Origin of the sequence: Streptomyces ardesiacus, assembly GCF_003112575.1 — a bacterium.
In the GTDB taxonomy this organism is placed as follows: domain Bacteria; phylum Actinomycetota; class Actinomycetes; order Streptomycetales; family Streptomycetaceae; genus Streptomyces; species Streptomyces ardesiacus.
Genome location: NZ_BEWC01000001.1, coordinates 173,011 through 196,821, shown reverse-complemented (window position 1 = coordinate 196,821; position 23,811 = coordinate 173,011). Strand labels below are relative to the sequence as shown.

At 72.0% G+C, this 23,811-nt stretch carries 21 protein-coding genes; 9 read left to right on the top strand and 12 right to left on the bottom strand.

Features of this window, described 5'->3' with window-relative positions; genetic code table 11:
* Positions 1 to 47: 47 nt before the first annotated feature.
* On the bottom strand, positions 48 to 1,502 hold the full coding sequence (locus Sdi02f_RS00815; protein ID WP_108932506.1) for a class I adenylate-forming enzyme family protein: 1,455 nt from the start codon (positions 1,500 to 1,502) through the stop codon (positions 48 to 50).
* Positions 1,503 to 1,700: 198 nt separating this feature from the next.
* On the bottom strand, positions 1,701 to 2,462 hold the full coding sequence (locus Sdi02f_RS00810; RefSeq protein WP_030404563.1) for a lytic polysaccharide monooxygenase: 762 nt from the start codon (positions 2,460 to 2,462) through the stop codon (positions 1,701 to 1,703).
* Positions 2,463 to 2,675: 213 nt separating this feature from the next.
* On the opposite strand from Sdi02f_RS00810, the gene Sdi02f_RS00805 reads away from it, so the two are divergent.
* Complete coding sequence (locus Sdi02f_RS00805; RefSeq protein ID WP_030404562.1) at positions 2,676 to 4,283, top strand: amidase family protein; 1,608 nt, start codon at positions 2,676 to 2,678, stop codon at positions 4,281 to 4,283.
* Positions 4,284 to 4,555: 272 nt separating this feature from the next.
* On the opposite strand, the gene Sdi02f_RS00800 is transcribed toward Sdi02f_RS00805, so the two are convergent.
* From Sdi02f_RS00800 to Sdi02f_RS00770, 6 genes are all read right to left on the bottom strand, one after another.
* Positions 4,556 to 4,963 (bottom strand): DUF6278 family protein, encoded by a 408-nt coding sequence (locus tag Sdi02f_RS00800; protein ID WP_053662936.1) that lies wholly within the window; start codon positions 4,961 to 4,963, stop codon positions 4,556 to 4,558.
* Between the two features lie 96 nt (positions 4,964 to 5,059).
* Positions 5,060 to 5,839, bottom strand: coding sequence for an exodeoxyribonuclease III (locus Sdi02f_RS00795; protein WP_030404560.1), 780 nt, complete (start codon positions 5,837 to 5,839; stop codon positions 5,060 to 5,062).
* 57 nt (positions 5,840 to 5,896) lie between these two features.
* Complete coding sequence (locus Sdi02f_RS00790; protein WP_030404559.1) at positions 5,897 to 6,532, bottom strand: MBL fold metallo-hydrolase; 636 nt, start codon at positions 6,530 to 6,532, stop codon at positions 5,897 to 5,899.
* Between the two features lie 43 nt (positions 6,533 to 6,575).
* Positions 6,576 to 7,940, bottom strand: coding sequence for a bifunctional 3-oxoadipate enol-lactonase/4-carboxymuconolactone decarboxylase PcaDC (pcaDC, locus tag Sdi02f_RS00785; protein ID WP_108932505.1), 1,365 nt, complete (start codon positions 7,938 to 7,940; stop codon positions 6,576 to 6,578).
* Between the two features lie 410 nt (positions 7,941 to 8,350).
* Positions 8,351 to 8,620: an MmcQ/YjbR family DNA-binding protein gene (locus Sdi02f_RS00775; RefSeq protein ID WP_245962119.1), complete on the bottom strand. Its 270-nt coding sequence runs from the start codon at positions 8,618 to 8,620 to the stop codon at positions 8,351 to 8,353.
* A 96-nt stretch (positions 8,621 to 8,716) separates the two neighbouring features.
* Positions 8,717 to 9,103 (bottom strand): MmcQ/YjbR family DNA-binding protein, encoded by a 387-nt coding sequence (locus Sdi02f_RS00770; RefSeq protein WP_108932504.1) that lies wholly within the window; start codon positions 9,101 to 9,103, stop codon positions 8,717 to 8,719.
* Positions 9,104 to 9,620: 517 nt separating this feature from the next.
* On the opposite strand from Sdi02f_RS00770, the gene Sdi02f_RS00765 reads away from it, so the two are divergent.
* From Sdi02f_RS00765 to Sdi02f_RS00730, 8 genes are all read left to right on the top strand, one after another.
* Positions 9,621 to 10,547, top strand: a complete 927-nt coding sequence (locus tag Sdi02f_RS00765) for a hypothetical protein (protein WP_159107623.1) — start codon at positions 9,621 to 9,623, stop codon at positions 10,545 to 10,547.
* 16 nt (positions 10,548 to 10,563) lie between these two features.
* Positions 10,564 to 11,499, top strand: a complete 936-nt coding sequence (locus Sdi02f_RS00760; RefSeq protein ID WP_159107622.1) for a hypothetical protein — start codon at positions 10,564 to 10,566, stop codon at positions 11,497 to 11,499.
* 40 nt (positions 11,500 to 11,539) lie between these two features.
* Complete coding sequence (locus Sdi02f_RS00755; RefSeq protein ID WP_030403515.1) at positions 11,540 to 11,920, top strand: hypothetical protein; 381 nt, start codon at positions 11,540 to 11,542, stop codon at positions 11,918 to 11,920.
* Between the two features lie 31 nt (positions 11,921 to 11,951).
* Positions 11,952 to 12,317, top strand: coding sequence for a hypothetical protein (locus Sdi02f_RS00750; protein WP_030403514.1), 366 nt, complete (start codon positions 11,952 to 11,954; stop codon positions 12,315 to 12,317).
* A gap of 39 nt (positions 12,318 to 12,356) precedes the next feature.
* Positions 12,357 to 13,772 carry a hypothetical protein gene (locus tag Sdi02f_RS00745; protein WP_108932501.1) on the top strand — a complete coding sequence of 472 codons (1,416 nt, stop codon included), beginning with the start codon at positions 12,357 to 12,359 and terminating at the stop codon, positions 13,770 to 13,772.
* A gap of 3 nt (positions 13,773 to 13,775) precedes the next feature.
* The gene (locus Sdi02f_RS00740) at positions 13,776 to 14,804 is read left to right on the top strand and encodes a polyprenyl synthetase family protein (protein WP_108932500.1); all 1,029 of its coding nucleotides are present in this window, start codon (positions 13,776 to 13,778) and stop codon (positions 14,802 to 14,804) included.
* Positions 14,805 to 14,897: 93 nt separating this feature from the next.
* Positions 14,898 to 16,664: a hypothetical protein gene (locus tag Sdi02f_RS00735; RefSeq protein WP_108932499.1), complete on the top strand. Its 1,767-nt coding sequence runs from the start codon at positions 14,898 to 14,900 to the stop codon at positions 16,662 to 16,664.
* Positions 16,665 to 16,744: 80 nt separating this feature from the next.
* Positions 16,745 to 20,428, top strand: coding sequence for a hypothetical protein (locus tag Sdi02f_RS00730; RefSeq protein WP_108932498.1), 3,684 nt, complete (start codon positions 16,745 to 16,747; stop codon positions 20,426 to 20,428).
* Here Sdi02f_RS00730 and Sdi02f_RS00725 read toward each other — a convergent pair.
* From Sdi02f_RS00725 to Sdi02f_RS36180, 4 genes are all read right to left on the bottom strand, one after another.
* Positions 20,403 to 21,377, bottom strand: a complete 975-nt coding sequence (locus tag Sdi02f_RS00725) for a hypothetical protein (RefSeq protein WP_159107621.1) — start codon at positions 21,375 to 21,377, stop codon at positions 20,403 to 20,405. The genes Sdi02f_RS00730 and Sdi02f_RS00725 overlap by 26 nt on opposite strands.
* Entirely contained in the window at positions 21,374 to 22,864 is a 1,491-nt protein-coding gene (locus Sdi02f_RS00720; protein WP_159107620.1) for an FAD-binding oxidoreductase, read from the bottom strand. Before Sdi02f_RS00720 ends, Sdi02f_RS00725 begins: the two co-directional genes overlap by 4 nt.
* A gap of 230 nt (positions 22,865 to 23,094) precedes the next feature.
* Positions 23,095 to 23,454, bottom strand: a complete 360-nt coding sequence (locus Sdi02f_RS00715; protein ID WP_158716741.1) for a hypothetical protein — start codon at positions 23,452 to 23,454, stop codon at positions 23,095 to 23,097.
* Positions 23,455 to 23,458: 4 nt separating this feature from the next.
* On the bottom strand, positions 23,459 to 23,785 hold the full coding sequence (locus Sdi02f_RS36180; protein ID WP_234319929.1) for an effector-associated constant component EACC1: 327 nt from the start codon (positions 23,783 to 23,785) through the stop codon (positions 23,459 to 23,461).
* Between the last annotated feature and the right edge of the window lie 26 nt (positions 23,786 to 23,811).

Here is a 23,811-nt window from a genome sequence, read left to right as displayed (position 1 = left end):
GCGAACGAGGGCCGGCCCCGCTTGCGGCGTGGGCCGGCCCGGCCGGCTCAGCTCCCCCGCGTCAGCCGCCGCTTGTCCGGCTTCCCGGCCGCGGTGAGCGGCACCTCGTCGACGAGGGTGAGACGCGTCGGCGCGCAGGCCGCACCCAGTCGCGCGGTCACCAGCGCGCGAAGCTCGTCGAGGGCGGGTACGCGACCGGCCGCCGGGACGACGAAGGCGTGCACGGTCTCCCCCGTGGCGTCGTCGGGCGCGGCGACGACGTACGCCTCGCTCACCGCCGGGTGCCGGGCGAGCAGCCGCTCGACGGGGCCGGTGTGGTACACGTTCGCGTCGACGATGACCACGTCCCGGGTCCGTCCCGAGAGCCACAGCCGGCCCTGGGCGTCGAGGCTCCCGAGATCCCGCGTGCGGACCCAGCCGTCCACGAACACCTCGCTGCTGAGCCCGGGTCGGCCCCAGTACCCGGCCCCCTGCGACGGCGTGCGGACGAAGATCTCCCCCTCGGTGCCGGCCGGGACGGGGCGGCCGGACGGACCCCGGACCTCCAAGTCGACCGGGGGCACGCCGAGCGACCCGGGCGGGTCGGCGGGCGTGGCCATGGAGATCATGCCGGTCTCGGTCTGCCCGTACCCGTGGAAGACCACCGGGCCGAGCACCTGGGCGGCCTCCTCTGCCCGGCCCGGTTCCAAGGGCGAGCCGGAGACCATGAGCGCGCGCAGGGCACCGAGGTCGGCGGGCGCGGCCCGCAGGCCCGTCACGAGCCGGTTCAGCCGCCCGACCGTGACGACGCTCGCGGTCGCCCGGTGCCGCACGAGGGCCCCGGGCAGATCCGGCGGGTCGGCAGAGACCAGGACGCCCCCGGCGGCGAGGGCGAGCAGGCCGTACTCGAGCATCACCTGGCTGGCCAGGGTGCCGAAGACCAGGAACCTGTCCAGCCGCCCGGCCAGCTCCCGGACAGCCGGCGGCCAGTCCTCGGGCCGCAGCGTCCAGGCCGCCGTCATCGCCGCGTACGTCTGGACGCACGCCTTGGGGACACCGGTGCTGCCGCTGGTGTGGATGAGCCGGGCGACGTCCTGCGGGCGGGCCGGGACGCGGGGCCGCAGACCGTCGTCCGGCTCCGCCAGCAGTTCGTCGAGCGCAAGGACGAGGCCCGCCGGCCGGACATCCGCTGCACCGGGCCGGTCCGTGACCGCGGCCGTGACCTCGGCGTCGCGCAGGAGGGCCGCACGCTGGTGGTCCGTCATGCCGGGCCGCACCCCTACGACGCGGGCTCCGACCGTGTAGGCCGCGACGACGGCGGCGAACGCCTCGGGACCGACGCCGAGCAGCAGGGCGACGCCATGTCCCGGCCCGAGGCCGCGCTGTCGCAGGCCGCTCGCCACCCGCCGGGTCATGCCGAGCAGTTGCCGTCCGCTCACCTCCCGGCCGTCCTGTTCGAAGACCGTGCGGTCACCCGCCGCGTCGAGGAGGTCGAGAACTGCACCGGGGAACTGCTCCGTCATGGCGCTCCTTCACGAGACCGGCCGACCGCACACCACCGGCCGGACCCTAACCGCGCGGTATCAGAAGGCTCTGAGATGCGGGCCGGTCCGGACCGGCCCACGACGGCGCGGGCCGGCGCACGCAGCTTCCGGTGCGTACGCCGGCCGGTCGTGCTCGCCCGGCCCTGCAAGGCCGGCCGGGAAGGGCGGTGCCGCGGTTCAGCAGGCGCCGAGGTCCTCCCAGACGCCCCATTCGCCGGTGGTGCCGGGCTCCTCGCCCGTCACCCACCACTTGGCACGCCAGTTGTGACCGGCGTGGGAGACGGTCTGACCTCCGGTGTAGACGCTCCCGGCGCTCCAGGCCCCGGCGACGCAGTCGCCCGGCTGCTCGCCGCCGTCACCACCGCCGTTGTCGCCCCCGCCGTTGTCACCTCCGCCGTTGTCGCCTCCACCGTTGTCGCCCCCACCGCCGATGTTGACGTCGATGCAGGCGTAGAAGGCGTTGGCGGTGTCCGCGATGTTCCACACCGCGAGCACCTTCTGCCGCCCGGAGAACCCGCTGAAGTCCAGCTGGTGGCTGACCGAGGCGGGCGGAAGGGCGCCGCGTCCCTCGAACTGGGCGATCTTCCGGTCGCCGATGAAGTACTGCCAGTTGCTCGTGGCGTGCCGCGCCTCGATGGTCCAGGTGAAGGTGTGGCTGGTGCCGATCGGCGTGACCCGCCAGCCCTTGGAGTCGTCGTCCAGGTCGGCCCACCGCGGGTCGCCGCCGCTGCAGTTGCGCAGCCCCTTCGGGCCCTCGACGCTGGCCGGTTCCCACTTGATCTGCCCGCACTGCACCACGCGGTTGGCGCACTGGTCCTGACGGCTCCCCGGCGAGACCACCCAGCCGTGGGCGCTCGCCGTGGGTGCCGGCAGGCTCAGGGCCACGACGGGGGCGACCAGCGCTCCCACGGCGGCGGCCACTCTTCTTTTCATGCGCATGACATTTCCCTTCGGTCCACGTCGAACCAGCCTGCCCCGGCGTATGTACGACGTTGCCGATGAGGCAACACCGCGCCGCAGGTCTAGACCTAGGACATGCAGGTCTAGACCTTAGCGAAGGTGGAGGGCCCGTCAAGGGGGCGCGGCACCCCCAACTGGTGCACGGAAAGGGCCCCTTGTGCCCCCGCCGCCCGGTGTAGTGGGGTGTGCCGCATGAAGAAGAGAAGCATGGCGGCCCTGACCGCGATCCTGGTCGTGGTCCCCCTCGTGGCGGCGGCACCCGGTCAGCGGGTCCGGGCCGCCGAACCCGGACCCGGCGACCCGGCGCGATCCGCCGAGTCGGCACTCGTCCGCGGCGTGGACCTCGACACGGTGACCATCCCCGAACTGCAGGCACGCATGGACCGCGGGTCCCTGTCCTCGCTCCGGCTGACCCTCGCCTACCTGCGGCGGATCAAAGCCGTCGACCCGAAGATCAACGCGGTGCTGCGCACCAGCCCGACGGCCCTGGGCCAGGCCGTCGCCAGCGACCTCAGGCATCGCCTCGGCAAGTCCCGCGGCCCGCTGGACGGCATCCCCGTCCTGCTCAAGGACAACGTGAACACCCGGGACATGCCGACGACCGCCGGGTCCCTGGCGCTGGCCGGACGCCCGCCGGCCGCCGACGCCGACCTGGTGAAGAAGCTGCGGGCGGCCGGGGCGGTGATCCTCGGCAAGGCCAACCTGTCCGAGTGGGCCAACTTCCGTGCGGCGAAGCCGACGTCGGGGTGGTCGGCGGTGGGCGGCCAGACGAACAACCCGTACGTCCTGGACCGCAACCCCTGCGGCTCGTCCTCCGGTTCGGCCGCGGCGCTCGCCGCGTCGCTGGCGCAGGTGGCGATCGGGACGGAGACGGACGGCTCCATCGTCTGCCCCGCCGGGATGAACGGCGTGGTCGGCCTCAAGCCCAGCCTCGGCGTGGTCAGCCAGTCGGGCGTCGTGCCGATCTCCGCCGAGCAGGACACGGCCGGCCCCATGGCGCGCAACGTGACCGACACCGCGCTCACCCTCGCGGTGCTCAGCGGACGTGACACCGTGCGGGAGGGCGACGCGCCGAGCCTCACCGACGCGGCCGGCGGTGCCGGCACGCTGCGCGGCAAGCGGATCGGCCTGTGGCGGCTGCCGTCACTGGGAGCCGAGGTGGACGCCCTGATGACCCGCACCGCCGAGCGGCTCGGGGCGGCGGGGGCCGAGGTCGTCGAGGTGAGCCTGCCGTACCAGGAGCGCCTGGCCGAGCTGGAGTTCCCGGCGCTGCTGAGCGAGTTCCACCGGGACATCGACGCCTACCTCGCCACCCGCGAGGGACCGCGGAACCTGGCCGGGCTGATCGAGTTCAACCGGACGCACCCGCAGGAGCAGAGCTGCTTCGCCGGCCAGGAGCTGTTCGAGCAGGCGCTGGCCGCGCCGCCCACGACCGACCCGGAGTACCGGGCGATGCGCGCGGAGTTGACCGACCTGTCCCGGCGGTCCATCGACGAGGTCATGACCGAGCACGGCCTGGACGCCATCGCCTCCCCGGCCAACCCGCCCGCGTGGACGACCGACTGCGCGCGGGGCGACAACGACGTGATCCCGTCCTCGACCCCCGCCGCCGTCGCCGGGTACCCCTCGCTGTCCGTGCCCGCCGGGTTCGTCGGCGAACTGCCGGTCGGGCTGCTCCTCATGGCCGGCGACCGGCAGGACGCCGAACTGCTCTCCCTGGGCGGGGCGGTGGAGCAGCGCCTGAACGCCTGGCGGGCGCCCGGGTACCTGCCCACGACACCGTCCGGCACCTCCCACTGAGCGGACCGGCGGGCGCCACGTCGTGAAGCGGTACCCCGACGAGGTCGCCCGCCGGTGTGCAACTGACCTTCTCCTCGCCCGCGAGCAGTGATCTGCGGCTGCACCCTGCGTAGGTCCCCCGTGCGTTCGTGTCCGCTCCGACTACCGCAACGTACCGAGACAAACCCGGCATGCGGCGCCGACACGCACCTGCGGGCATTACCCCTATTTAAGGCAGCCTGCCGCGCGGCAGACAGCCCGGGAGCGGGCGGCCACGGAGGCGGGAACGGTGCTCACGCCTCCGCGACTTCGCCGTAGAGCTGGGAGAGTTCGGGTACGCCGTCCTCCGCCCAGGCGTGCCCGTTCGCCACCACGTCGAACTCCCGGCCGCCGGCGAGGCGGACGACCGGCTGGCCGTCGGCCCGGATGGCCCACGCGGCGCCGGCCACGGTGCGCACGATGACGGTGCCGAGGTAGAGACCCGCGTCGTTGCCGAGCCAGGTCAGGTTCTCCTCGTCACCGCGCCAGCGCGGCAGCATCTGGTCCAACTGCTCCAGCGAGAGCGCGGAGTCGTCGAGCCGGACCCCCTCCCGCAGCGCCTGCGCGCGCAGCAGATCGCACTCGGCGAGCAGGTCGCCGATGCCCTCCGCGTCGTGCACCCGGGGGTCTTCGCGCCGCTTGCCCAGGAAGGGGAAGTTCATACCTCCAGACTGTCATTCGTACGGCCATGTGCACCACAGGGCACGCGGAGGTGACGTGCGTGCGGGGAGCAAGGGCCGGTGCGGGGGCGGGTGCGGCTACAGGTCCAGGTCCACCACGACCGGCGCGTGGTCCGAGGCGCCCTTGCCCTTGCGCTCCTCGCGGTCCACGTAGGAGTCGGTGACCGCCTTGGCGAAGGGCTCGTTGCCGTACACCAGGTCGATGCGCATGCCGCGGTTCTTGGGGAAGCAGAGCTGGCGGTAGTCCCAGTACGTGTAGGGGTGGTCGTACTTCAGCGGGCGCGGCACCACGTCGGACAGGCCGGTGCCGCGCAGCGAGGCGAGGGCGGCGCGCTCGGCCGGGGTGACGTGGGTGGCGCCCTCGAAGGCGGCGCGGTCGTAGACGTCGTCGTCGGTCGGCGCGACGTTGTAGTCCCCCATCACGGCGAAGGGGCGGTCGCCGGCCGCGTCGCTCTGGACGGCGGCGCGCAGGGCCTCGAACCACTGGAGCTTGTAGGCGTAGTGCGGGTGCTCCACCTCGCGGCCGTTGGGCACGTACACCGACCAGACCCGGGCGGGGCCGCACGTGGCGGAGATGGCGCGCGGCTCCTGGGCGCCCTCGTAGCCGGGGTCGCCGGGCAGGCCCTTGACCACGTCCTCGATGCCCACGCGGGAGAGGACCGCCACCCCGTTCCACCGGCCGGTGGCGTGGACCGCCGCCTCGTAACCCGCCTCGCGCAGCGCGTCGAAGGGGAACTGCGCCTCGGCGACCTTGGCCTCCTGGAGGCACAGCACGTCGGTGCCGCTGCTCTCCAGCCAGGCCAGCAGCCTCGGCAGGCGGGCGGTGATCGAGTTCACGTTCCAGGTCGCGATGCGCATGTTCCCCAACCTACCGGGCGGCACTGACAACGCGGTCCCGCCCCGGGCGCCGGGGTCTCACAGCCGCGCCGAGTCGCCGGGCGTCAGCCGCAGGTGCTCGGTGCCGCCCAGCTCGCCGATCTGGCGGTCGTAGATCGGGCGGGCCAGGTCGGTCAGGAGCGCGTCGTGGACGTCGTAGGCGCGCTGCGGCCGGACCTCGCGGACGTAGTCGATCACTTCGGAGATCTTGTTCCAGGGGGCCATGACCGGCAGCATCAGCGTCTCGACCGGATGGTCGGGGACGGTGAGGGCGTCGCCGGGGTGGAAGACCTTGCCGCCGTCCACGAGGAAGCCGACGTTGGTGACGCGCGGGATGTCCGGGTGGATCACCGCGTGCAGCTCCCCGTGGACCCGCACGTCGAACCCGGCGGCGGTGAAGGTGTCGCCGTGGCCGACGGTGTGGACGCGGCCCGGGAACGCCGCCGAGATCTTCTCCGCGACCGACCTGAGCGTCCAGATCTCCGCCGCCGGGTTGTCCTCCATCGCGGCCCGCAGCCGCAGCTCGTCGAAGTGGTCCGGGTGCTCGTGGGTGACGAGGATCGCGTCCGCGCCGAGGGCGGCGTCCTCCTCGGTGAACCCGCCGGGGTCCAGGACGAGCGTCCCTCCGTCCTTTTCGAGGCGGACACAGGCGTGCGACTTCTTGATGAGCTTCATGACTCCATCCTGCCGCCGCGCGCCCGCTTCCCGCCCGAGGGGCTCACTCCGGTGGTGTCGTCTCCTCGCGGATGACCTGCTGGGCCACCCGGAACGCCCCGCTCGCGGCCGGTACGCCGCAGTAGACGGCCGCCTGGAGCAGTACCTCCTTGATCTCGGCCGGGGTGAGGCCGTTGCGCAGGGCGGCCCTGAGGTGGGGCGCCAGCTCCTCCAGGTGCCCGCCGGCGACGAGGGCGGTGAGGGTGACGCAGCTCCGCGAACGCCGGTCCAGGCCCGGCCGGTCCCAGATCTCGCCCCACGCGTACCGGGTGAGCAGCTCCTGGAAGTCCCCGGAGAAGTCGTCCGCCCGTGCGAGCTCCTGGTCGACGTGCCCGTCACCGAGGACCTCGCGGCGCACCTTGAGCCCGGCGTCGTACGGGTCGGGCCTGCCCTGCGCCTGCGGCGGCACGACGGGGGCCGGGGCGATCTCGGCGATGGGCGCGGTCTGCGGCGGAGCCGGCACCGGCTGGAGGGGCGCGGCGGCCGGACCGGGGACCGGGGCCGCCGGGGCCGCCGGGACCGGATGGGCGGTGGGGTGGGCCGGTACCGGCACGGGGACCTGGCCGGTGGACGAGGCGTCGTGGGCGGCCTGCCAGGCGCTGGTGAAGTGCCGCACCAGCAGGTCGGTGACGGCCGAGGGCTGCTCGACCGGGACCAGGTGGGAGGCGCCCGGGACGACGGCGAGCCGGGCGTCCGGGATCCCGGCGACCAGGGTGCGGGCCTCGGCGGGGCCGGTGACCTGGTCGTCGGAGCCGACGAGGACCAGCGTCGGGACGCCGACCCGGCCGAGTTCCCCGCGCACGTCGAACGCGGCGAGGGCCTCGCAGGCGGAGATGTAGCAGCCCGGGTCGGTGGTCCGGACCATCTGCACCGCCCACTCGGTGATCGCCGGCTGTGCGGCGGCGTACCCGCCGGTGAACCAGCGCTCGGGGGAACTGCGGGCGATGGGGTCGAGCCCGTTGGTGCGCACGATCACACCGCGCTGGCGGAACTCGTCGGCCGTGCCGAACCGGGGCGAGGCGGCGATCAGCGCGAGGGAGGCGAGCCGCTCGGGGTGGCGCAGCGCCAGCTCGATCCCGACGGCACCGCCGAACGCGCAGCCGGCGTACCCGAAGCGCTGCACGCCGAGCCCGTCGAGGGTGGCCAGCAGCCGCGTGGTGAGTTCCGCGACGGACCCCGCCGGGTGGGCCGGGGCGCCGCCGTGCCCGGGCAGGTCGTAGCGGAAGACCCGCCAGTGCTGCGACAGTTCGGGCACCTGCCGGTCCCACATGTGCCATGTGGTGCCGAGAGACGGCCCCAGGATCAGGACTGGTAGGTGTTCCGGCCCGTCAAAGCGGTATTGCAGCGTCTCGGTCTTGCCTTCGGTCACGGGTTCACACCTTCATCTGTCACGATCTGTCACACGCCCCCTGCGAGACCTCCCCATGCCTCCGCCGCGGGAAGCAGGTCCGCCACGTCCGGCTTCACGTGCCACTTCTTCGTCGTCTTCACGTTCGTGTGCCCGGCCCACCTGGCGAGCAGGTGATCCGGCACCCCGTTGTCGGCGAAGTACGTGAGGCAAGACGCCCGAGCATCGTACAGACGGACCCTGCGGAGGCCGTTTGCGTCCATTGTTCTGCAGGCCCGCGGGGGAGGACGCTGTCCTGCTGGGCGCGGTCGAAGCGGTGGCTCTCGTCGACGCGCAGCCGGTGTCCCGGCCGGTCGGTGGCGAGCGCAGTGAGTTGTGTACAGGGCATGGGCCGGTGTCGGATCAGCCACTGGTGGGCGCGCTGGAGGTGCTCATCGGGGACTCGGGCGGTCGCGTCGTGGCATCCGTTCGACGACCAGGTCGTAGGAGTCCTCGACCACGTCGGTGACGAGGCGCTTGGTGACACCGGGTCCCGGCCCCAGCGTGATCCAGTGGCGTTTGTCGAGGTAGCGGCCGGGCGTGATCGAAGCGTGCGCGTGCACGTGGGCACGGGCGTGCTCGGGTTCGCACTTGACCGTGATGATCTGCTCGTCCGGGTCGTCGGTGACGATGAGGAACACCTTGCCCGCGACCTTGTACACGTCGAGCTGAGGGGTGAAGGGGGCGTGAGCGGCTGACGTCGGGCAGGGCGAGGGCCGCCTCGCGGGCGGTCTCCTGGAGCCGGTCGCCTGCCGCGCTCACCGGGACGCCCGCGTGCCGTCGGCGTAGGGGTGCGGGTCGACCGGCTGCTCGGCCTTGGGCAGGTGAGCGACGACAAGCCGGGAGGACTCGGTGACGAGCTCTCGGACGAGCGATTCGTCCACGCCGTCCCCGTCCTCCAGCGTGATCCAGTGCTTCTTGTCCATGTGGTGGCCCGGGGTGATGTGGCTGTTGTGTTCCCGCAGGGCCAGGGCCTCGCCGGGCTCCGACGTGAGGATCACGACAGGACGCCAGGGGGCCTCGGTCATCAGCATGGACACCTTGCCGCGCACCTTGAGAACCTCCCAGTCGTCCCCGAAGGGATGCCCCGGACGGGCTCCGGGAAGCTCCTGCGCGCAGTCGGTGGCGGTCTCGTGCAACGTCATGGGGAGTTGTCCTCCTTGAAGTGGTAGCGGGCTGCGGCGCCGAAGACCGTGGCGTGCGCGCCCCGCGGTCGCGGCGGCACAGTCCATCCTTGCCCGGAAACCGCCGAGAAGGGGCGAAAGGCTGCGGACGCATAAGGGGCGACAAGCGGCATTCGGGCTCGAATGGCCGACAGGACCGGCCAAGGTCCCTTTGTGTGGTTTGCAGCCCCCGATCGGCACGCCCGTCGGGCTGGAGGTGAGCACCGTGGAGGACTCTTCGCCCAGCACGACGACTGGCCGTGGTGCCGGACTCGTCCAGCGCCGCGTCGAGGCACTGCGGCACAGGAGGGGGCCGAGGTGCAGACCCTCGTCCCGCCAGCTCGATCCGGGCGCAGGGGCGCGGCCGGCCGGGCGGGTCCCGGGTCTCCACGCGTGAGCGCACAACCCGGATCGCACGGGGCCGGACCACGCCTCCCCGGTTGAGTGAACGGCACGAGAAGGGGCAGGTGAGGGAGGATTTTCCTGCCAAGGTCTCCGTATGGGAACCCCCACACTCGAACTCGCCGTCGGAGTAACCTCCGCGTCTCTGGACAGAGGGCTGGAGCAGTTGCACGCCCGTCACAGGGAGCTGCTGCGAGGTGACCACAGCGAGGTCATGTCCGGCGTCCGGTACTCCCTCAAGTGGGACCTTCGGAAACCGCCGAGGATCTCCCTGGGCGCTCCCGACGCCGCTCGCTGGCGGAAGACCTGGAAACAGGGGAGCGCCAGCACGCTGCCCTCCTCCGGAGTGGTCCAGTTGGTGATGCCGGAGTTGTGGCTCCAGTGGGCTGCGGAGGGCGGTTCGTCCCGTGAGCTGAGCTGCAGCGTGGCGGTGCCCGCCGGTCTGCTGGCCGTCGACGGCGGGGTCCGGGTCGATCCGCTCGGGGTGTGGATGGAGACTCCCCCGGCCGACAGCAACGACCGGACGGTCCTCAAGAGAGTCCTCGTCCCCCGACTCCTCGAACGGGGTGGGGACCTGCTGAAGGCGCTCAGACTCCCCGCCCAGCAGTTCCTGGGCCAGTCCGTGGACCTCACGCCCGTCCTGGTGGACGTCACCGACAGGTACCTGGTCGTCGCCACCGGGTCGCGGCCGGACCCCTCCTCGGGCTCCGCGGTCGACTGGCCCACCGGCAAGGAGGTCTTCTGCCTGGTCGCCCCCGCGCTGGTGAAAAGGCTCGTCAACGCGGCCGCGCAGCAGGAGGCGGACAAGCACGAACCCGTCGTCGACGTCGACGAGACGCTCACAGGGGTGCTCCAGGCCACGCTCAAGGCGTATTTCCGCGGGCTCAAGGATCTTCGGGTCGACGCCCGGGATCCCACCCGGCTCACCGCCGGTGTGGACGTCGCCTGGAAGGGCGGCGTCTCCCTCTTCCCCATCGCCCCCGGCGAGGGCTGCGCGCTCGTCGAGGCCACCCAGAACATGTGACGAGGAGCGTGCCCGCGTGACCCGAAGCGATCTCGTGGTGGCCCTGGGACAGGACACACTCAACGACCTCCTGCGCAGCTCGGCGTCCCGTCCCGGAGTGCGCGACGCCCTCATGGCCGGCACGCTCCAGGTGCCCGTCGGTGACCGGAGCGTCCCGCTCGAGTGGTCGCTGGGAGAGCCGCCGGTGCTGTCGCTGCACGACCCCACCGACGACGAGTGGCGGGCGGCGATCGGCCCGCGCGGCGCCTCGCCCCGCCGGGTGGGAGGCGCGTTCACCGTGCTGCTCCCCCGGCTGACCGTCAGCGGCCCGGGCATCAAGCGGGCCACTCGAAGGGTGAAGGTCCTGTGTCTGCTCGCCGCGGGCTCCGGGACGCTCGGCATCACCCCGCTGGGTGCCGAACTGGACCTGCGGCACGTCCCGGACCCCAGCGACCGGGCCGTCTACCGGCACATCGTGGTACCCCGGGCGCTCCAGGCCGCACTGGGTCCGCTGGGCCGTACCGCACTGCCCCGTGTCAGCGTGGCGGGACTCTCCTTCGGCGACTTCGCCCTCACCGCCGGAGCCGGCATGGTGGTCGGCGCCGCGAACACCGACGACCGGCCTCCGGCCCCGGCTCCCGATCCCGTCGCCCTGTTTCCCCGGGCCCCCGCGTTCGAGGTGCTGCTGTCGCGGCCCGCGCTCGAACGCGCGGCCCGCGCCGCCGTGTCCGGCCTGACCGGCCGCTCGCAGAGCGTCGGCGGAAGCTCCGGTTTCGGGATCGGGCGGGCCCAGTACGAGGGCCGGGTCCACGTGAACGCCGCCGACGTCCGCGTCGCCGGCAACCCGCTGGACCTGGACGTCGACATCTCCCTGGCCGTCCACGCCGAAGCCGGGATCGACCTCTTCCAGGACATCGGGGAGGCCCTCAACCACGCCGCGGAGGGCATCGGCCGCGCTCTGTCCAGCTACTGACGGCACACCTGCCCCTCCGCACCCGCCCCCATGGAGTCTCGTGTCCGACATCGGCATCTCCTACAACGCCTCCGTCCTTCCCGAACCGCTGCGCGTACGCGTCCGGCTGCACCTGACCGGCACCACGGTCCGGGCGACGCTGGAAGACGTCCCCGGCTTCGTCACCACCCTGCGCCCGGTCGGCAACGTCGGCGAGCAGATCCTCTCCGGTGTCGCCTGGCCCGTGGCCCAGACCCTCGGGATCCTGCTGCCCCAGGTCGGGAACCGGCTGCTCGCGGGCCAGTCCTTCGACCTGCTGCCGCTCCCCGCGCCACCGCCCCTGCGCCTGAACGGCCAGACCCTCACCCCCGTCCTGGACAACCCGTCCCTGAGCAGTCGCGACGGCATGCTCAGATTCACCGCCTCGCTCCGCCTGGCCTGACCCCCGCTCGCCGAAAGAACAGGACCCGTACATGGCACTCATGGACTTCAAGACCATCACCGTGCCCGACCCCCCGGAGGTCACCGTCCGGGCCGGCACCGCGCCCGACGGGAAGCTGACTCTCAAACTGGTGGACCTGAAACTCTCGGACGTCTCCTTCCTCCCGTTGAGCGTGGCCGCCGTCCCGGTCGGGATCCTGTCCATGCTGCTGTCGAAACCCACCGCCTCGGCCGTCAGGGAATTCTTCACCGACCAGACTCTCGACGTGCCGCTCCCCCAGCCCCTGGGAACGTCGTTCCCCGCCGGTGACACCGAGGTGAAGGTGCGGCTCGACCAGCCGGAGCTGGGCTCCCACAACGGGATGCTCATGATCAGCGGCACCGCGTCCGTCTCCTGACCCATCCCGCACCGCACCCTTCCCAGGAGCCCTCTCCGTATGAACGACCCTCACGTCTCCCCGGACGGCGAGCCCTCCGCCGCCGAGCCCCTCCGCCTTGCCGACACACCGGGCTACCCCCTGGCCCGCGGTGTGGACACGACCGACATCGACACCGTCCCCTACGACACCGGCGCCCTGAGCATCCGCTTCGGCGACCTCGCCCTGCAGCCCCTGGCGGCACCGGCGGCGGTGTCCAGCGAAGTCCTGGGGGAGGTCACCAAGGTCACGTACCGCATCCCGGCCCTGTCGCTGACCGGCCGTTACGCGCTCGACGCGCGGCCGGACGAGATCAGCGCGATCGACGCCGGCGGCAACCCCTTCCAGCCGCTGACCGCAGAGCAGCAGGAGCCGACGTTCCCGGCTGCCCCCGCACCCCATACGCCGCCCGACGAGCAGACCCAGGAACGATGGCACGGGCGGGCCCGCGCGCACCGCGACGCCCTGATGCGGACGGAGAACGGCAGGAAGCTGCTGGTCGAGTACGGGAAGCACAACGACACGTACTGCGAGGTCTTCGCCGGCACCGACAGTGTCAGCAAGGCTCTGAGGAAGACGTGGAGGACCGGCGGCGTCACCCGCCGCATGGCAGAGCACACCTACTCCGTCACCGATCCCGGCACTCCCTCTGGTCAGCAAGAACCGGTCAACGAGTGGACCGACGACGAAAGCGGTGTCTCTTACAACGGCCATGCCTGGAGTCAGCGGACCCTGCTGGTCACGACCCTCATGACGAAGGCCGGCAGCCGCAGGCGCAAGGGCGACGACCACAACGCCGAGCGCTACGAGGCGGCGGCCGAAGCCGCCGAGTCCTTCAGCCTCGAAGTGCAGCAGACCGGCAACGCCGGCGAGGACACGACTCCCCTGACCCAGCAGCAGGTGTACCAGACGGTCGAGGACCACTCGGGGACGGTGTCCCCGCCGTCCGCGGAGGCCATGGCGCGCTACCAGCCGCCCGCCGGTCCGGAGGAGCTCATGGCCCGGGAAGCGCCCGGCGCGACCGCCGGGGCGGAGCCCGACGGCTGGGTGGCACTGGGCGCACAGGACCACGCGGTCATCGAGAACATCCACCGGGCCTTCTACCACCAGGAGGCCGCCGAAGCCGGCCCCGCTGACAACACGCTGCACCTGGGGCGGGTCTCGGCACGGCTCGAGGACGTCCGGATCACCGTGAAGCTCCCGGCCGGGCCGGGCGGTCTTCCCACCGAGCCGGAAGACGTCGAGGTCGTCCTGCCGGAGTTCGATCTCAGCGTGCAGGACGAGCACTGGGAGGGAAACGCCGGGGCGGTGGCCAAGGAGCGCCTCGCCGGCATGTCCTTCCTCCTGGGGCTGCTGCGCGACTCCACGGCCGAGACGCTGCGCCACAGCGTCCTCGCCGGCACGCCCGGGTACACACCGCCCACCGAGGGGGCCTGACCGGTGCTCATCCTCGACAAGGGCACGGCCCCCGAGGACGTGGCCGGGTCCGTCTGGGCGGAGCTGCTGGCGGAAGACCTGGTCCGCTACGAAGCGACTCTGGAAGAGGCGCTGGAACCCCAGCGGGAGTACCTCAGCGAAGCCGAGTACACCGTCTACCGGCGGGGCAAGAGGCTGCGCCCGGCGGTGCTGCTGCTGGCCGCCCGCATGGTGCACGGGCCCACCCCGCTGCCGGCCAAGGTGCTTCAGGGCGCCGTCTCCCTGGAAATGCTCCACGTCGCCACCCTCATCCACGACGACGTGGTGGACGACTCCATGCTGCGCAGGGGAATGCCGTCGGTGAACGCCGCCCGCGGACCGGGCACCGCGGTGATCGTCGGCGATCTGCAGTTCGTCCAGGCGGTGCGGGGCTTCGTGGACGCCATCGACCACGACCGAGACATGGCACTGGTCAAGCTGGTGCTGGACAGCGCGTTCGACACCTGCCGCGGTGAGCTGGACGAGCTGCACACCGACCTCTCCCAGGAGCCGGCCGCCCTGGTGAACCGCTACTGGCAGACCGCGGACCGCAAAACGGCCGTCCTGTTCGGGCTGGCCGCCGAGGCCGGGGTCGTCCTGGCCGACGGGCGCAGCAGTGACGCACGCCGGGCCGGCTTCTACGGACGTGGGTTCGGCCGCGCCTTCCAGGTCATGGACGACTTGTTCGACCTCGCCCGGGCGGAGGCCGCGTCCGGCAAACCGTGCGGGGTGGACCTGCTGCGCGGCCGGGCTTCCCTGCCGTTGATCTACGCCATGGCCGAACTGGGTCCCGGCCACCTCGTGAGCCGGGTCATGCGCGGGGAGCTCGCCGGCCCGTCGGCGCTGGCGCGGGCCGTCGCGCAGGTCCGTGCGGGCGGCGGCTTCGCCCGTGCGTACGCGGATGCCCGCACCCAGGCGCTCGACGCCCTGGAGTTCCTGCGCCCCTTCCCGGACAACCTCTACCGCCGGGCCCTGCACGACCTGGCCCTGCACGTGGTGGACCGGTCCCCCTGAGCCCAGCACCGCCACGCCGCCCGCCCAGCTTCCAGACCTGGCCCGCCGTCTCCGGCAGGACCAGGCATCCCAAGCCCGCGACAGGGAGACACCATGGGAACCGCCCTGGTCAACTTCGTCTACACCACCATGAAGAAGCGGTTGAACAATCCGGGCAGCCGCTACTGGCTGCCGACCCTGCTCAAGGAGGTGAAGGCCCCCGACGGCGGCACCTTGACGCCGCTACGGGCAGCGGAGTGGAAGCTCGGCCCGATCGGGGGCGAGCAGGGCACACTGGTGGGCGACACCATCGCCAAGGCCTGGTGGACGGCCGTCGCAGATGCCTTCGACGACGCCCAGGAGCGCGAGGACGAGTCGAAGGACCTGCCCGAGGACCTGGACGCCTTCACCCCCCGCCGAAGTGAGGCCAACCCCCTTCCCACGCTGTCCTTCTCCTCGGTCGAGATCCACCACCTCCCCAACGCCGCCGTGGGAGAACTCACCGGACTCACCGAGGACTCCGACGGCTACCGGGGGTCCGTCCGCATCACTCTGGGGGCCCACCACTGCGGTGAGTGGAAGGACCGCGACCAGATCAGGATCAAGACCCGCTATCTGCTGTGCCAGGAAGTCGTCGCCGCGGACGACCCCGACGACGACTCGACCGGTCCCCTGCCCCCGACGACAACGGTGGCGCGGGGACTGAAGGGTGTGAGCTGGCCGAAACAGGTGGTGGAGGGCCGCGGAACGCTCGAACTCACCGCCCGGGACCTCGCCTTCGACGTCCAGGTCGCCCTCCACGTCTCGGGCCGGGGCCCCGGCCGGACCCTGGCGGCCCGCGTGGACTCCATCAGCCTCGCGGCCGGTGTCACCCCCACGTTCTGCCTGGACGGGAAGGACCTGACCATCGAGGACGAATGGACCGACCCCAAGTTGATCGAGAGCTGGAAGCGAGCAGCCCTGAAGGCGGTCAACAGTCCGGACGCCGGCAGGGAACTCCGGGCCGCCATGGAGGCCGCCCTGTCGGACCCGGGGCAGCGCGACGAGTTCTCCATGGTGGTGACCCAGCAGCTTGCAGCCGCACTCGACGGGGTGCTGGGCCCGGTGTCCACCGGCGCCCTTCCCGTCGAAGGATCGGACACCCGACCGGGACCGGTGGAGCAGTACCTGTTCGACAGGGTCCGGCACGCGGTGAACTCCCCCACCTCCTCCTTCTATCCGCCGGCCGTCATCCACTCCCTGGACGACCCGGTGCTCGTCCCCTACCGGATCCCGCTCCTCGACCTGGGCCCGCAGTCCGTCAAGGGCATCGAGCTGAGCGCCGTCCGCCTCCACGACGTCACCGTGCACGGCCTGCCCAACCTGCTGATTCCCCCGGAGGACGCGCGGCTGACAGCCGACGGCATCGACCTGACGCTGAGGCTCGGCCGTATCACGGACCGGCCCGACATCCCGGGCACGCAGGGAGCGGACGGCTCGCCGCTCCGCGTGCCCGAGCCCCCCTTGGTCCTCACCGGCCGGTTCGAGGCGGACTTCCCCCCGAGTGGCGAGGACGAGGACGACGTCCTGAGCGGGACGTTCAAGGCATCGCTCACGCGGCCCTCGCTGGCGGCGGGACTTGTTTTCAGCGGGCCCGACGCCGACGCGCTGGAGATCTCCCTGCGCTCGCTCGACCTGGAACTCACCGCCGAGGAAGTGACGGTGGACGTGACCACCGGTGACCTCTTCAGGGAAGTGATCCGCAGTCTGTTCAACTCCACCCAGGTCAAGACGGTCCTCCTCCACGGGATGCGCGAGCGCACGGCCGCGCGGAAGGACGAGATCGCCGCCGGGCTGTCCACCGCCGCACGCGGCATCATCGCCGCCCACCTCACCCAGTAGACCCCGCCCCGGCCGACGTGCGGCTGCGCGCCGCCCCCTTCCGCCCCGCCGCGTCCCGCGGCAGAACCTCCGGGATCCCCATGCACGTACAGGAACTGGACGCCCTCCTCACCCGACGCACCACCGACCGCACCATCAGCCTCAGCAGCGACGACTTCGGCTGCGCCGCCGCGCCCCTGGTGACCGAGTGGCTCGACGGCACCCTCACGGTCACGGGAGTGCGGCGCAGCACCCGGCCCGACGGGACCGTCGTCCTGGACGGAACCACCAGCCTGCTCGGCGTGAAGGACCGGCCGGTCACCGGTATCGAGATCGGCCTCGACCCCGCCGATCAGCGGCCCTCCCTCTACCTTCCCTTCGCGCTCCCCACCACCTGGAACTTCCCCGTCTCCTTCCCGGAGACCAAGGACAGCGGTCTGGCCCGGCTCGGCTTCGCCACGGAACCGGAGTTGCTCCTCAGCTCCACCGTCCGGCCGGCGGCCGACGGGCGCCCCTCTCTCCTCCCCGGCCTGACCTTCCACGGCTCCACGGTGAGGACGCCGGACGCCGCGGAGTGGCTCGGCGAGTTGCTCGCCCTCGCGTCGGGCGCCCTCTCACTCACCGGCCCCATCACCCGCACGCCCGGCCCCAAGGACAAACGCCGTGCGGACATCGCGCTGGCCTCGCCCCCGCGGGGCGCCGGCGTGCTGGGGGCGTCCTTCCGCGTGTGGGCCGGCTCCCGCACCACCACGGCCGCCGACGGCACCAGCACCGTGGCCTACCCGGTGCGCCTGCGCGCGGACCTCACCCTCGCCCCGGGCACGAAGGCGACCGTCGGCGCACCGCTGCCCTCGGGGACCGAGAAGGTGACCCTCACCGCGGAGGTGCTGCCGAGCGAGCCCCAGCCGACGGCGTCCCTGGCCTCCTGGGACGGCAGCGGGAGCGCGCTGCGGCAACTGACCGACCAGGGCTTCGGGCTGGGCGACAGCGTGTTGCTCACCGAGCTGGGCCTGGTCATCGACCCGGACAAGCTGAGGGAAGGACTGACCGAGGCGGTGACCGAGGTCACCGTCAAGGCCAGTGCCAGGCCCACGGTCGCCTGGACGGTCGCGAAGTCCGTCGAGGTGACCGAGGTGGGCGCCGAGCTGACCGTCACCCGCCCGCTGACCCGCAAACGCGGTGCCACCGTGACCGGGTACGGCACGTTCACCGTCACCCCGGCGCTCCATTTGACCGCCAGTGCGCGCATTCCGCCCGGCACTTTCCAACTGGCCCAGCACAAGGACACCACCGCGAAGCTCGCCGACGTGCTCGCGGGCTTCATGCCCTCCGTGCCGGTCGGCCCCGACCTGACGCTGAGCGAGTTCAGCGGCTCGGCCACCCCCAAGACCGGCGAGTACTCCCTCACCGCCAAGGTCGCCACCTCGTGGTCCCTGTCGCTGGGAGCGGCCGAGGTGGAGCTGACCGGGGGCACCCTGAAGCTCGACCGGAAGAAGAAAGAGAAGAAGAAGGAGGAGAAGGAAAGGAAAAAGGAAAAGGGAGAAGAGGGAGGGGAGAAGCAGGGTGAGAAGGAAGAGGAGGGGGCAACCGCAGACGACCCGACGGATCACCCGGACTCCTCCCACGAGGTCACGGGTACGGTGTCGGCCACGGCGAAGCTCGGCGCCGCAGGCGGCGACAGGACCGTCGACTTCACTGCCACCTGGACCCTCCCCCAGTCGTTCGCCCTGGAGGGGACCTTCCCCGAGATCGAACTGACCGAACTGCTCAAGCGCCTGTCCTGCCCGCTGGAACTGCCCGACGGGACTCCGGCGGTCGTCCTCAAGAAGTCCAAGGCCACGTTGCGCGCGGGCAAGGCCATGGCCGGGCAGCCCGCCGCGGACGTGCACTACGAACTCGGCCTGTCCACGAACGTCACGTTCGGAACCCGCACACAGCACCCCCTGACACTGACCGGGAAGGCCGGCCGGTCCGCCGAAGGCACCTTCTTCGCCGCCGCCCTCTGGCAGCGGGACTGGTCGTGGTCGCCCAAGGACGTCGAGGGCTGGGGCGACGTCCTCGGCGTCCTCGGCGACCTCACCTTCCGCAAGTCGGGCCTGGCCATCTGTACCGCGGACGGCGTCACCCTGGACGCCGACGCCAAGCTGCCCGACACGTTGCCCAGGACGCTGGGCCGCGGGCTGACCTTCTTCACCGAAGTCGGCTACGGGGAACCGCTCGCCTTCCTGCGGCAGATCTTCCCGGACACCGAGGGGATCCGGCTGCGGGCCCGGCTCACCCGCTCCATCGCCGACTCGGAGTTCACCGCCGTCATCGGCGAGGAGGACACCGGTAGCGGGTTCGGCGCCCTCAGCCTGACCATCGTGCCCAAGGACCGGAAGATCCAGCTCTCCACCAGCTTCCTCCTGGACCTCTCGGCCTTCGGGTCACCGTCCGGGACCAGCCTGCGATTCGTCGCCGCCGGTGACGTGGCGAAGACGGACATCGGCTGGACCTTCAGCCTCGGCCTCGTCCTCAGGGCAGAGGAGGCCGGTGGCCCGGCCCTGCCCGGGCAACCCACCCCCCAGCAGCTCTCCGTGGTCACTCTCGACAGGCCCGGACACATCCTGCTGCCGACCACGGACCCCACGCCCACCACAGCCGTCGTCCCGACCACCAGGGGGATGCCCGGGGACCTGCCACTGGCGCCGGTGTCGAAGCAACGGTCCGTCTGGCGCAACGCGTTCGGCATCGAGGGCTTCGACATCGCGTACTTCTACCTGGAGATGCGCTACGGCACCGACGGGTTCAAGCTGGGCGGCGGCGGCTCCGTCGACATCGGACCGGCCTCCCTCGAACTGGCCGTGCACGGCAGAGTCAGCCCTCCCTCGGTCAGTGCCTTCTACTTCTCCCTGACGGGGACATCCCCGGAGCGCGGGGTGACGGTCCTCGATCTGGTCAAGATCGTCGCCCCGGACCCGCCGCCCGCCCTGAGCCCGCTGGACTCGGTGGTCGTCCGGGAAGTCGCCCTGTGCGCCGTCGCCGACCCGGACGGCTGGACCAACAGGGCTACCGGGCAGAACTGGGCGCCGGGCTTCTACGCCAGGGGTGATGTCGCCTTCGGCACCAACACCTGGCAGTTCCAGGTACGCATCCAGCCCACCGGCCTGTACGTCAGCAGCCAGGTGCGGGAACCCATCGAACTGGGTGGCGTCTTCAAGTTCGCCGGCAGGGACGGCATCACAGGCCCGCAGTTCCTGCTCGACACCGGAGACCTCAAGGCGGGCCGGCTTCCGGAGAAGATCTTCTACCTCTCCGGAAGTCTCTCCCTCCTCGGCCACCAGGTCCTCGCCGTCGAGGCGCTGCTGGAGAGGGGCGGATTCGCCTTCGATCTCGCCGTGGACATCGTCGCCGTCCGGGTGGGGGTCCACTGCCGCCTCAACGAACAGGGGTTGAAGGCCCGGGCCCGTGTCGACCTCGGCTTCGACATCACCCTCCCCCGCGACGCCCAGATCGCCGGGATCCCCCTGGGCGCCGGCCTGTTGGTCGGGGTGCGCGTGGGCGGTGAGATCGAGGTCGATGTCGCCTCGGGGGCGATGGTCCGGCTCAGCGGCGCGTTCTCGCTCCGGGCCCTGGACACCACGCTCGTGTCCACCGAAGCGGAACTGAGCTTCGGCATCCGGTCCTGGAACGACGTGGTCAACGTCCTGAAGGAGGACCCGGCCAAGGTCCTGGAGAAGGTGGCCACCGACGTCTGGGAGACCGCCAAGAACTGCGCCGTCACCACGGCCGGCGCACTGATGTGAGCACCCCCGCCCGGGCGGTCAGCAGTTCGGTGGCCACGCCCTCCTCCCCGGCCGCCGCGGCCCGGTCGGCCGCGGCGGCCAGCAGGGCGGCGGCCCGGGCGAGCACCCGGCCCACGGCCTCCGCGCATCCGGCCTCCTCGGAGCCGTCCTGCTGCGCGTCTCCGAGGACGTACCCGGAAACGTCGTCGCGGCCGGGGCGGCGGGCCCGCTCGTCCCACCGGGCCCGCCCGGCGGCGGGCAGTTCCCACCACACCGCCGAGCGGATCCCCGCGACCGCGTCGCGCCGCAGGTCCGCCGCGTCGTCCACCAGCCGCCACGCCACGGCGAAGTCCTCCACCAGCGACGACCACCCGGCCTCCGTCCGGCCGCCGGTCTCCAGCAGCCGGGGCAGCAGGGTCCACAGCGCGGCCTGCTCACGGGCGAGGGAACAGTAGGAGTCCAGGTCGGCGGGCGTCCGTCGTGCATGCGTGGCGCACAGATACCGCTCGGTGTGCCGGGCCACCAGCCCGGGGTCGGCACCCCAGGCGGCACACAGCTCCGCCGCGTCCTGCTCCAGGCACCGCCACAGTTCGGTGCGCAACTGCAACGCCGCCAAGTCGGGGGTGAGTTGGCGGTCCGTCAGGTGGTCGTCCCACAGATGGAGCAGCAGCGCGGCGGCGTGCAGTCGCTCGGCGTCCGGATGCCCGGCGGCGGGCACCCAGTGCAGGAAGGACCACACCGGCGCGGGGAACAGCACGAACAGATCTCCCTGGTCGGCGGTCCGGGTCCGGCCGTGTCGGCCCAGCAGGGCGGCGACGTCCTCGGCCAGGGGACGCGGCATCCGGCTTACGACCTCCCGCACCCGGCCGTGCAGGCGGCGCCGGAGCGCCGACACCTCCGGTGTCTCCAGCACCGCACCGAAGCCCGGGGGCGGTGGGACTACGGAGGCCGGGGGAAGGAACCCGCTCACCGGCCGCTCCCCCGGCGGGGTCGCGCCCCCAGGATCCCCCGCGGGTCGAGTACCGAGGCGACCTGATCGAGCAGCAACCGGCTCCCTTCGTTTCCGGCGTCCCCCAGGTCGTCGCCGATGACCGGCCGGCAGGGGTGGACACCGATGCGCGCGCATCTGCGCACCAGTTCCCGGCGGCACTCCAGCGCCCGCGCGTCGGCTCCCGGTTCGTCACGGTCCCAGAAGAGCCCGGTGACACAGCGCAGGTCCCGTGCGCCGAGGCGGAGGGCGAGACAGGGTTCCATGCCCCGGTCCGTCATGATCCGTTCCACCAGCCGCAGAACGGTGTCGGTCCGGGCACCCGACATCGGGAGCTGGGGAGTGAACCAGAGGACTCCGCAACGGTCCCGGTCGGGGTCCCGTTCCCGACCGGCCGGAACGTACAGCGGTCCGCCGGGTTTGTGCCGGTAGGCACTCGCCAGGCCCGGGGCGCTGTCGTACCGTGCAGCGCCTTCCGGCGGCCCGGGAGCACCCGGGGCGGCGGCGTGCCCGGTCACGTCGTCGCTGTCCCAGTGGTCGGCGTACGGGGCGAAGGCACGCAGCACGGATTCATACCGCAGGTCCAGCGCCCTGGGGTCGTCGGCCCACAGCTCGGCGTACCCGGTCCACGGCCCGCCGAGGTGCTCGGGCAGCCGGCTCCGCGGCGCGGGCAGCACCTGTGCCGCCAGCCGGGCCCGGTTCCACAGGCTCACGGCCACACCGCCCGGTGTCCGTTGCAGGAGTCGCCGGGCGGCGTCGACGGCGCCGGGGAGGAGTCGCTCGTCGGGGAGCCGGAAGGTCACGGACCGGCCCGCCCGCGGCCTCGGATGCAGCCACAGCTCGGCGGACACGACGACGCCGGGACCGCCTTGCAGGAAGAGCCCGGTGAGCCCGGGCCCCGGTCCGGGACCGGTCGACAGCCGAGTGCCGTCGGGGCGAACCACCTCCAGCCGCCGCAGGTGGGAAGCCATGTCCTGGTAGGGACCCCGCCCCTGGCCGCGCTGGAGTGCGTTGGCCAGGACGGAGGTGCTCGGCCCGGCCCCGGTGGACGGAGGCAACCACTCCGGCGAGCGCTGCCCCAGGGCCTCGGCCAGCTGCCCGAAGGTGACACCCGGCTGTACGGTGACCAGACCGAGCTGCTCGTCATGGCCGAGGATCCGGTCCAGCCGGGCCAGCCGCAGCACCACGGTGTGCTCGACGGGCGGGCAACCGGAACCGTAGCCCCAGTTCCGGCCGGTGCTGACCGGGTGCACACGGACGCCGTGGCGATGGGCGATCCGCAAGCAGTCCCGAGTCTGTGCCGCGTCGGCCGGGCACAGCACCGCCTCCGGCTGCGGAGCCGGGAACGTACAGCGTCCGGCGGCCGCCCGGTCCTCCGGCGCGGTGAGCACGTGCGCCTCGCCGAGCACCCTGCGCCAGGCCGCCACCGCATCGGAGGGCAACTCCGTCGTGGGCCTACCGGCGGACACGCTGTCCGAACCCGGACGTCCCCGGACAGCGTCCGGATTCCCGCTCATCATCACCCCCGGCCGGCGAGGAGCCCGGTCGACCCCGCCACCCCGCTCCTGCCCACGAGGGCGGTCCTTGTGCTCCCGCAGGCCGGGGACCACTCGGACGAGGGAGCGCGCCCGACGGCCGCGCGCCTTCGAGGGAGAGCGCGACCGGGTGGGAATCGCATGCTCCGGGGTGAGAGAGCACGCTAGATGCGATGGGCGATCTTCTCGTCACGAAGGGCCCGAAGCATCGATCTCAGTTCTTCCTTCCGCGCGAGAGTCGTCGTCGGGTCTTCAATTTCCTCTTGCACCGTCGCCATGGCCCTCTTGATGCCCTGGGCTATCTCGCGCCGTTCGGCGGCGGCGCATCCCCAGTTGACCAAGACACTGACCACGATGGCGAGCACCGGGGCCGCGTACAGAAAGGCGTCGCGCCAGAAGCTCTGCGGGTCCAAGTGGTTGCCGATCGCGGCCGTGCTGATGCCGGCTCCCGCGCCTCCGACGGCCGCACTGAGCTGGTCGTAGTTGAATACTCTTCGCGGCTGTACCTGCACTGCGGCTGCCACAGGATCACCGCACCTTACGGTCCGGGTCGACGACCTTCTCCAAGAACCTCAGCGCCTCGCTCCTGTTGGAGAGATCGAAGCTCACCTCGTCCTCTCCGTCTTGGACCCTTACTCGTTTCGGGTGCCGCGATCTGGCCCAGAGTGCGATCGTCCGTGCCATGGCGGAGACGGCAGTAAGGCTGCCGAGCACCGCGATCAGCGATTCAATCTCCACTTCTCCCCCTTTGCGACCACCCGCGTCGCAGGTGGTCCGGACCGCGACGCGGAGCGCGTCAGCTCGTGCCGAGCATCTGCTCAGCCATACTCCCAACCCGGAGGCCGCCCTGCCCACCGTTCGGCACCAGATCGTCGAACCCG

What these genes read in the sequence shown, in the direction of transcription:
- Sdi02f_RS00815 (WP_108932506.1), bottom strand. Translation starts at nt 1,502, where the DNA reads ATGACGGAGCAGTTCCCCGGTGCAGTTCTCGACCTCCTCGACGCGGCG.
- Sdi02f_RS00810 (WP_030404563.1), bottom strand. Translation starts at nt 2,462, where the DNA reads ATGCGCATGAAAAGAAGAGTGGCCGCCGCCGTGGGAGCGCTGGTCGCC.
- Sdi02f_RS00805 (WP_030404562.1), top strand. Translation starts at nt 2,676, where the DNA reads ATGAAGAAGAGAAGCATGGCGGCCCTGACCGCGATCCTGGTCGTGGTC.
- Sdi02f_RS00800 (WP_053662936.1), bottom strand. Translation starts at nt 4,963, where the DNA reads ATGAACTTCCCCTTCCTGGGCAAGCGGCGCGAAGACCCCCGGGTGCAC.
- Sdi02f_RS00795 (WP_030404560.1), bottom strand. Translation starts at nt 5,839, where the DNA reads ATGCGCATCGCGACCTGGAACGTGAACTCGATCACCGCCCGCCTGCCG.
- Sdi02f_RS00790 (WP_030404559.1), bottom strand. Translation starts at nt 6,532, where the DNA reads ATGAAGCTCATCAAGAAGTCGCACGCCTGTGTCCGCCTCGAAAAGGAC.
- Sdi02f_RS00770 (WP_108932504.1), bottom strand. Translation starts at nt 9,103, where the DNA reads ATGACGTTGCACGAGACCGCCACCGACTGCGCGCAGGAGCTTCCCGGA.
- Sdi02f_RS00765 (WP_159107623.1), top strand. Translation starts at nt 9,621, where the DNA reads ATGGGAACCCCCACACTCGAACTCGCCGTCGGAGTAACCTCCGCGTCT.
- Sdi02f_RS00750 (WP_030403514.1), top strand. Translation starts at nt 11,952, where the DNA reads ATGGCACTCATGGACTTCAAGACCATCACCGTGCCCGACCCCCCGGAG.
- Sdi02f_RS00745 (WP_108932501.1), top strand. Translation starts at nt 12,357, where the DNA reads ATGAACGACCCTCACGTCTCCCCGGACGGCGAGCCCTCCGCCGCCGAG.
- Sdi02f_RS00735 (WP_108932499.1), top strand. Translation starts at nt 14,898, where the DNA reads ATGGGAACCGCCCTGGTCAACTTCGTCTACACCACCATGAAGAAGCGG.
- Sdi02f_RS00730 (WP_108932498.1), top strand. Translation starts at nt 16,745, where the DNA reads ATGCACGTACAGGAACTGGACGCCCTCCTCACCCGACGCACCACCGAC.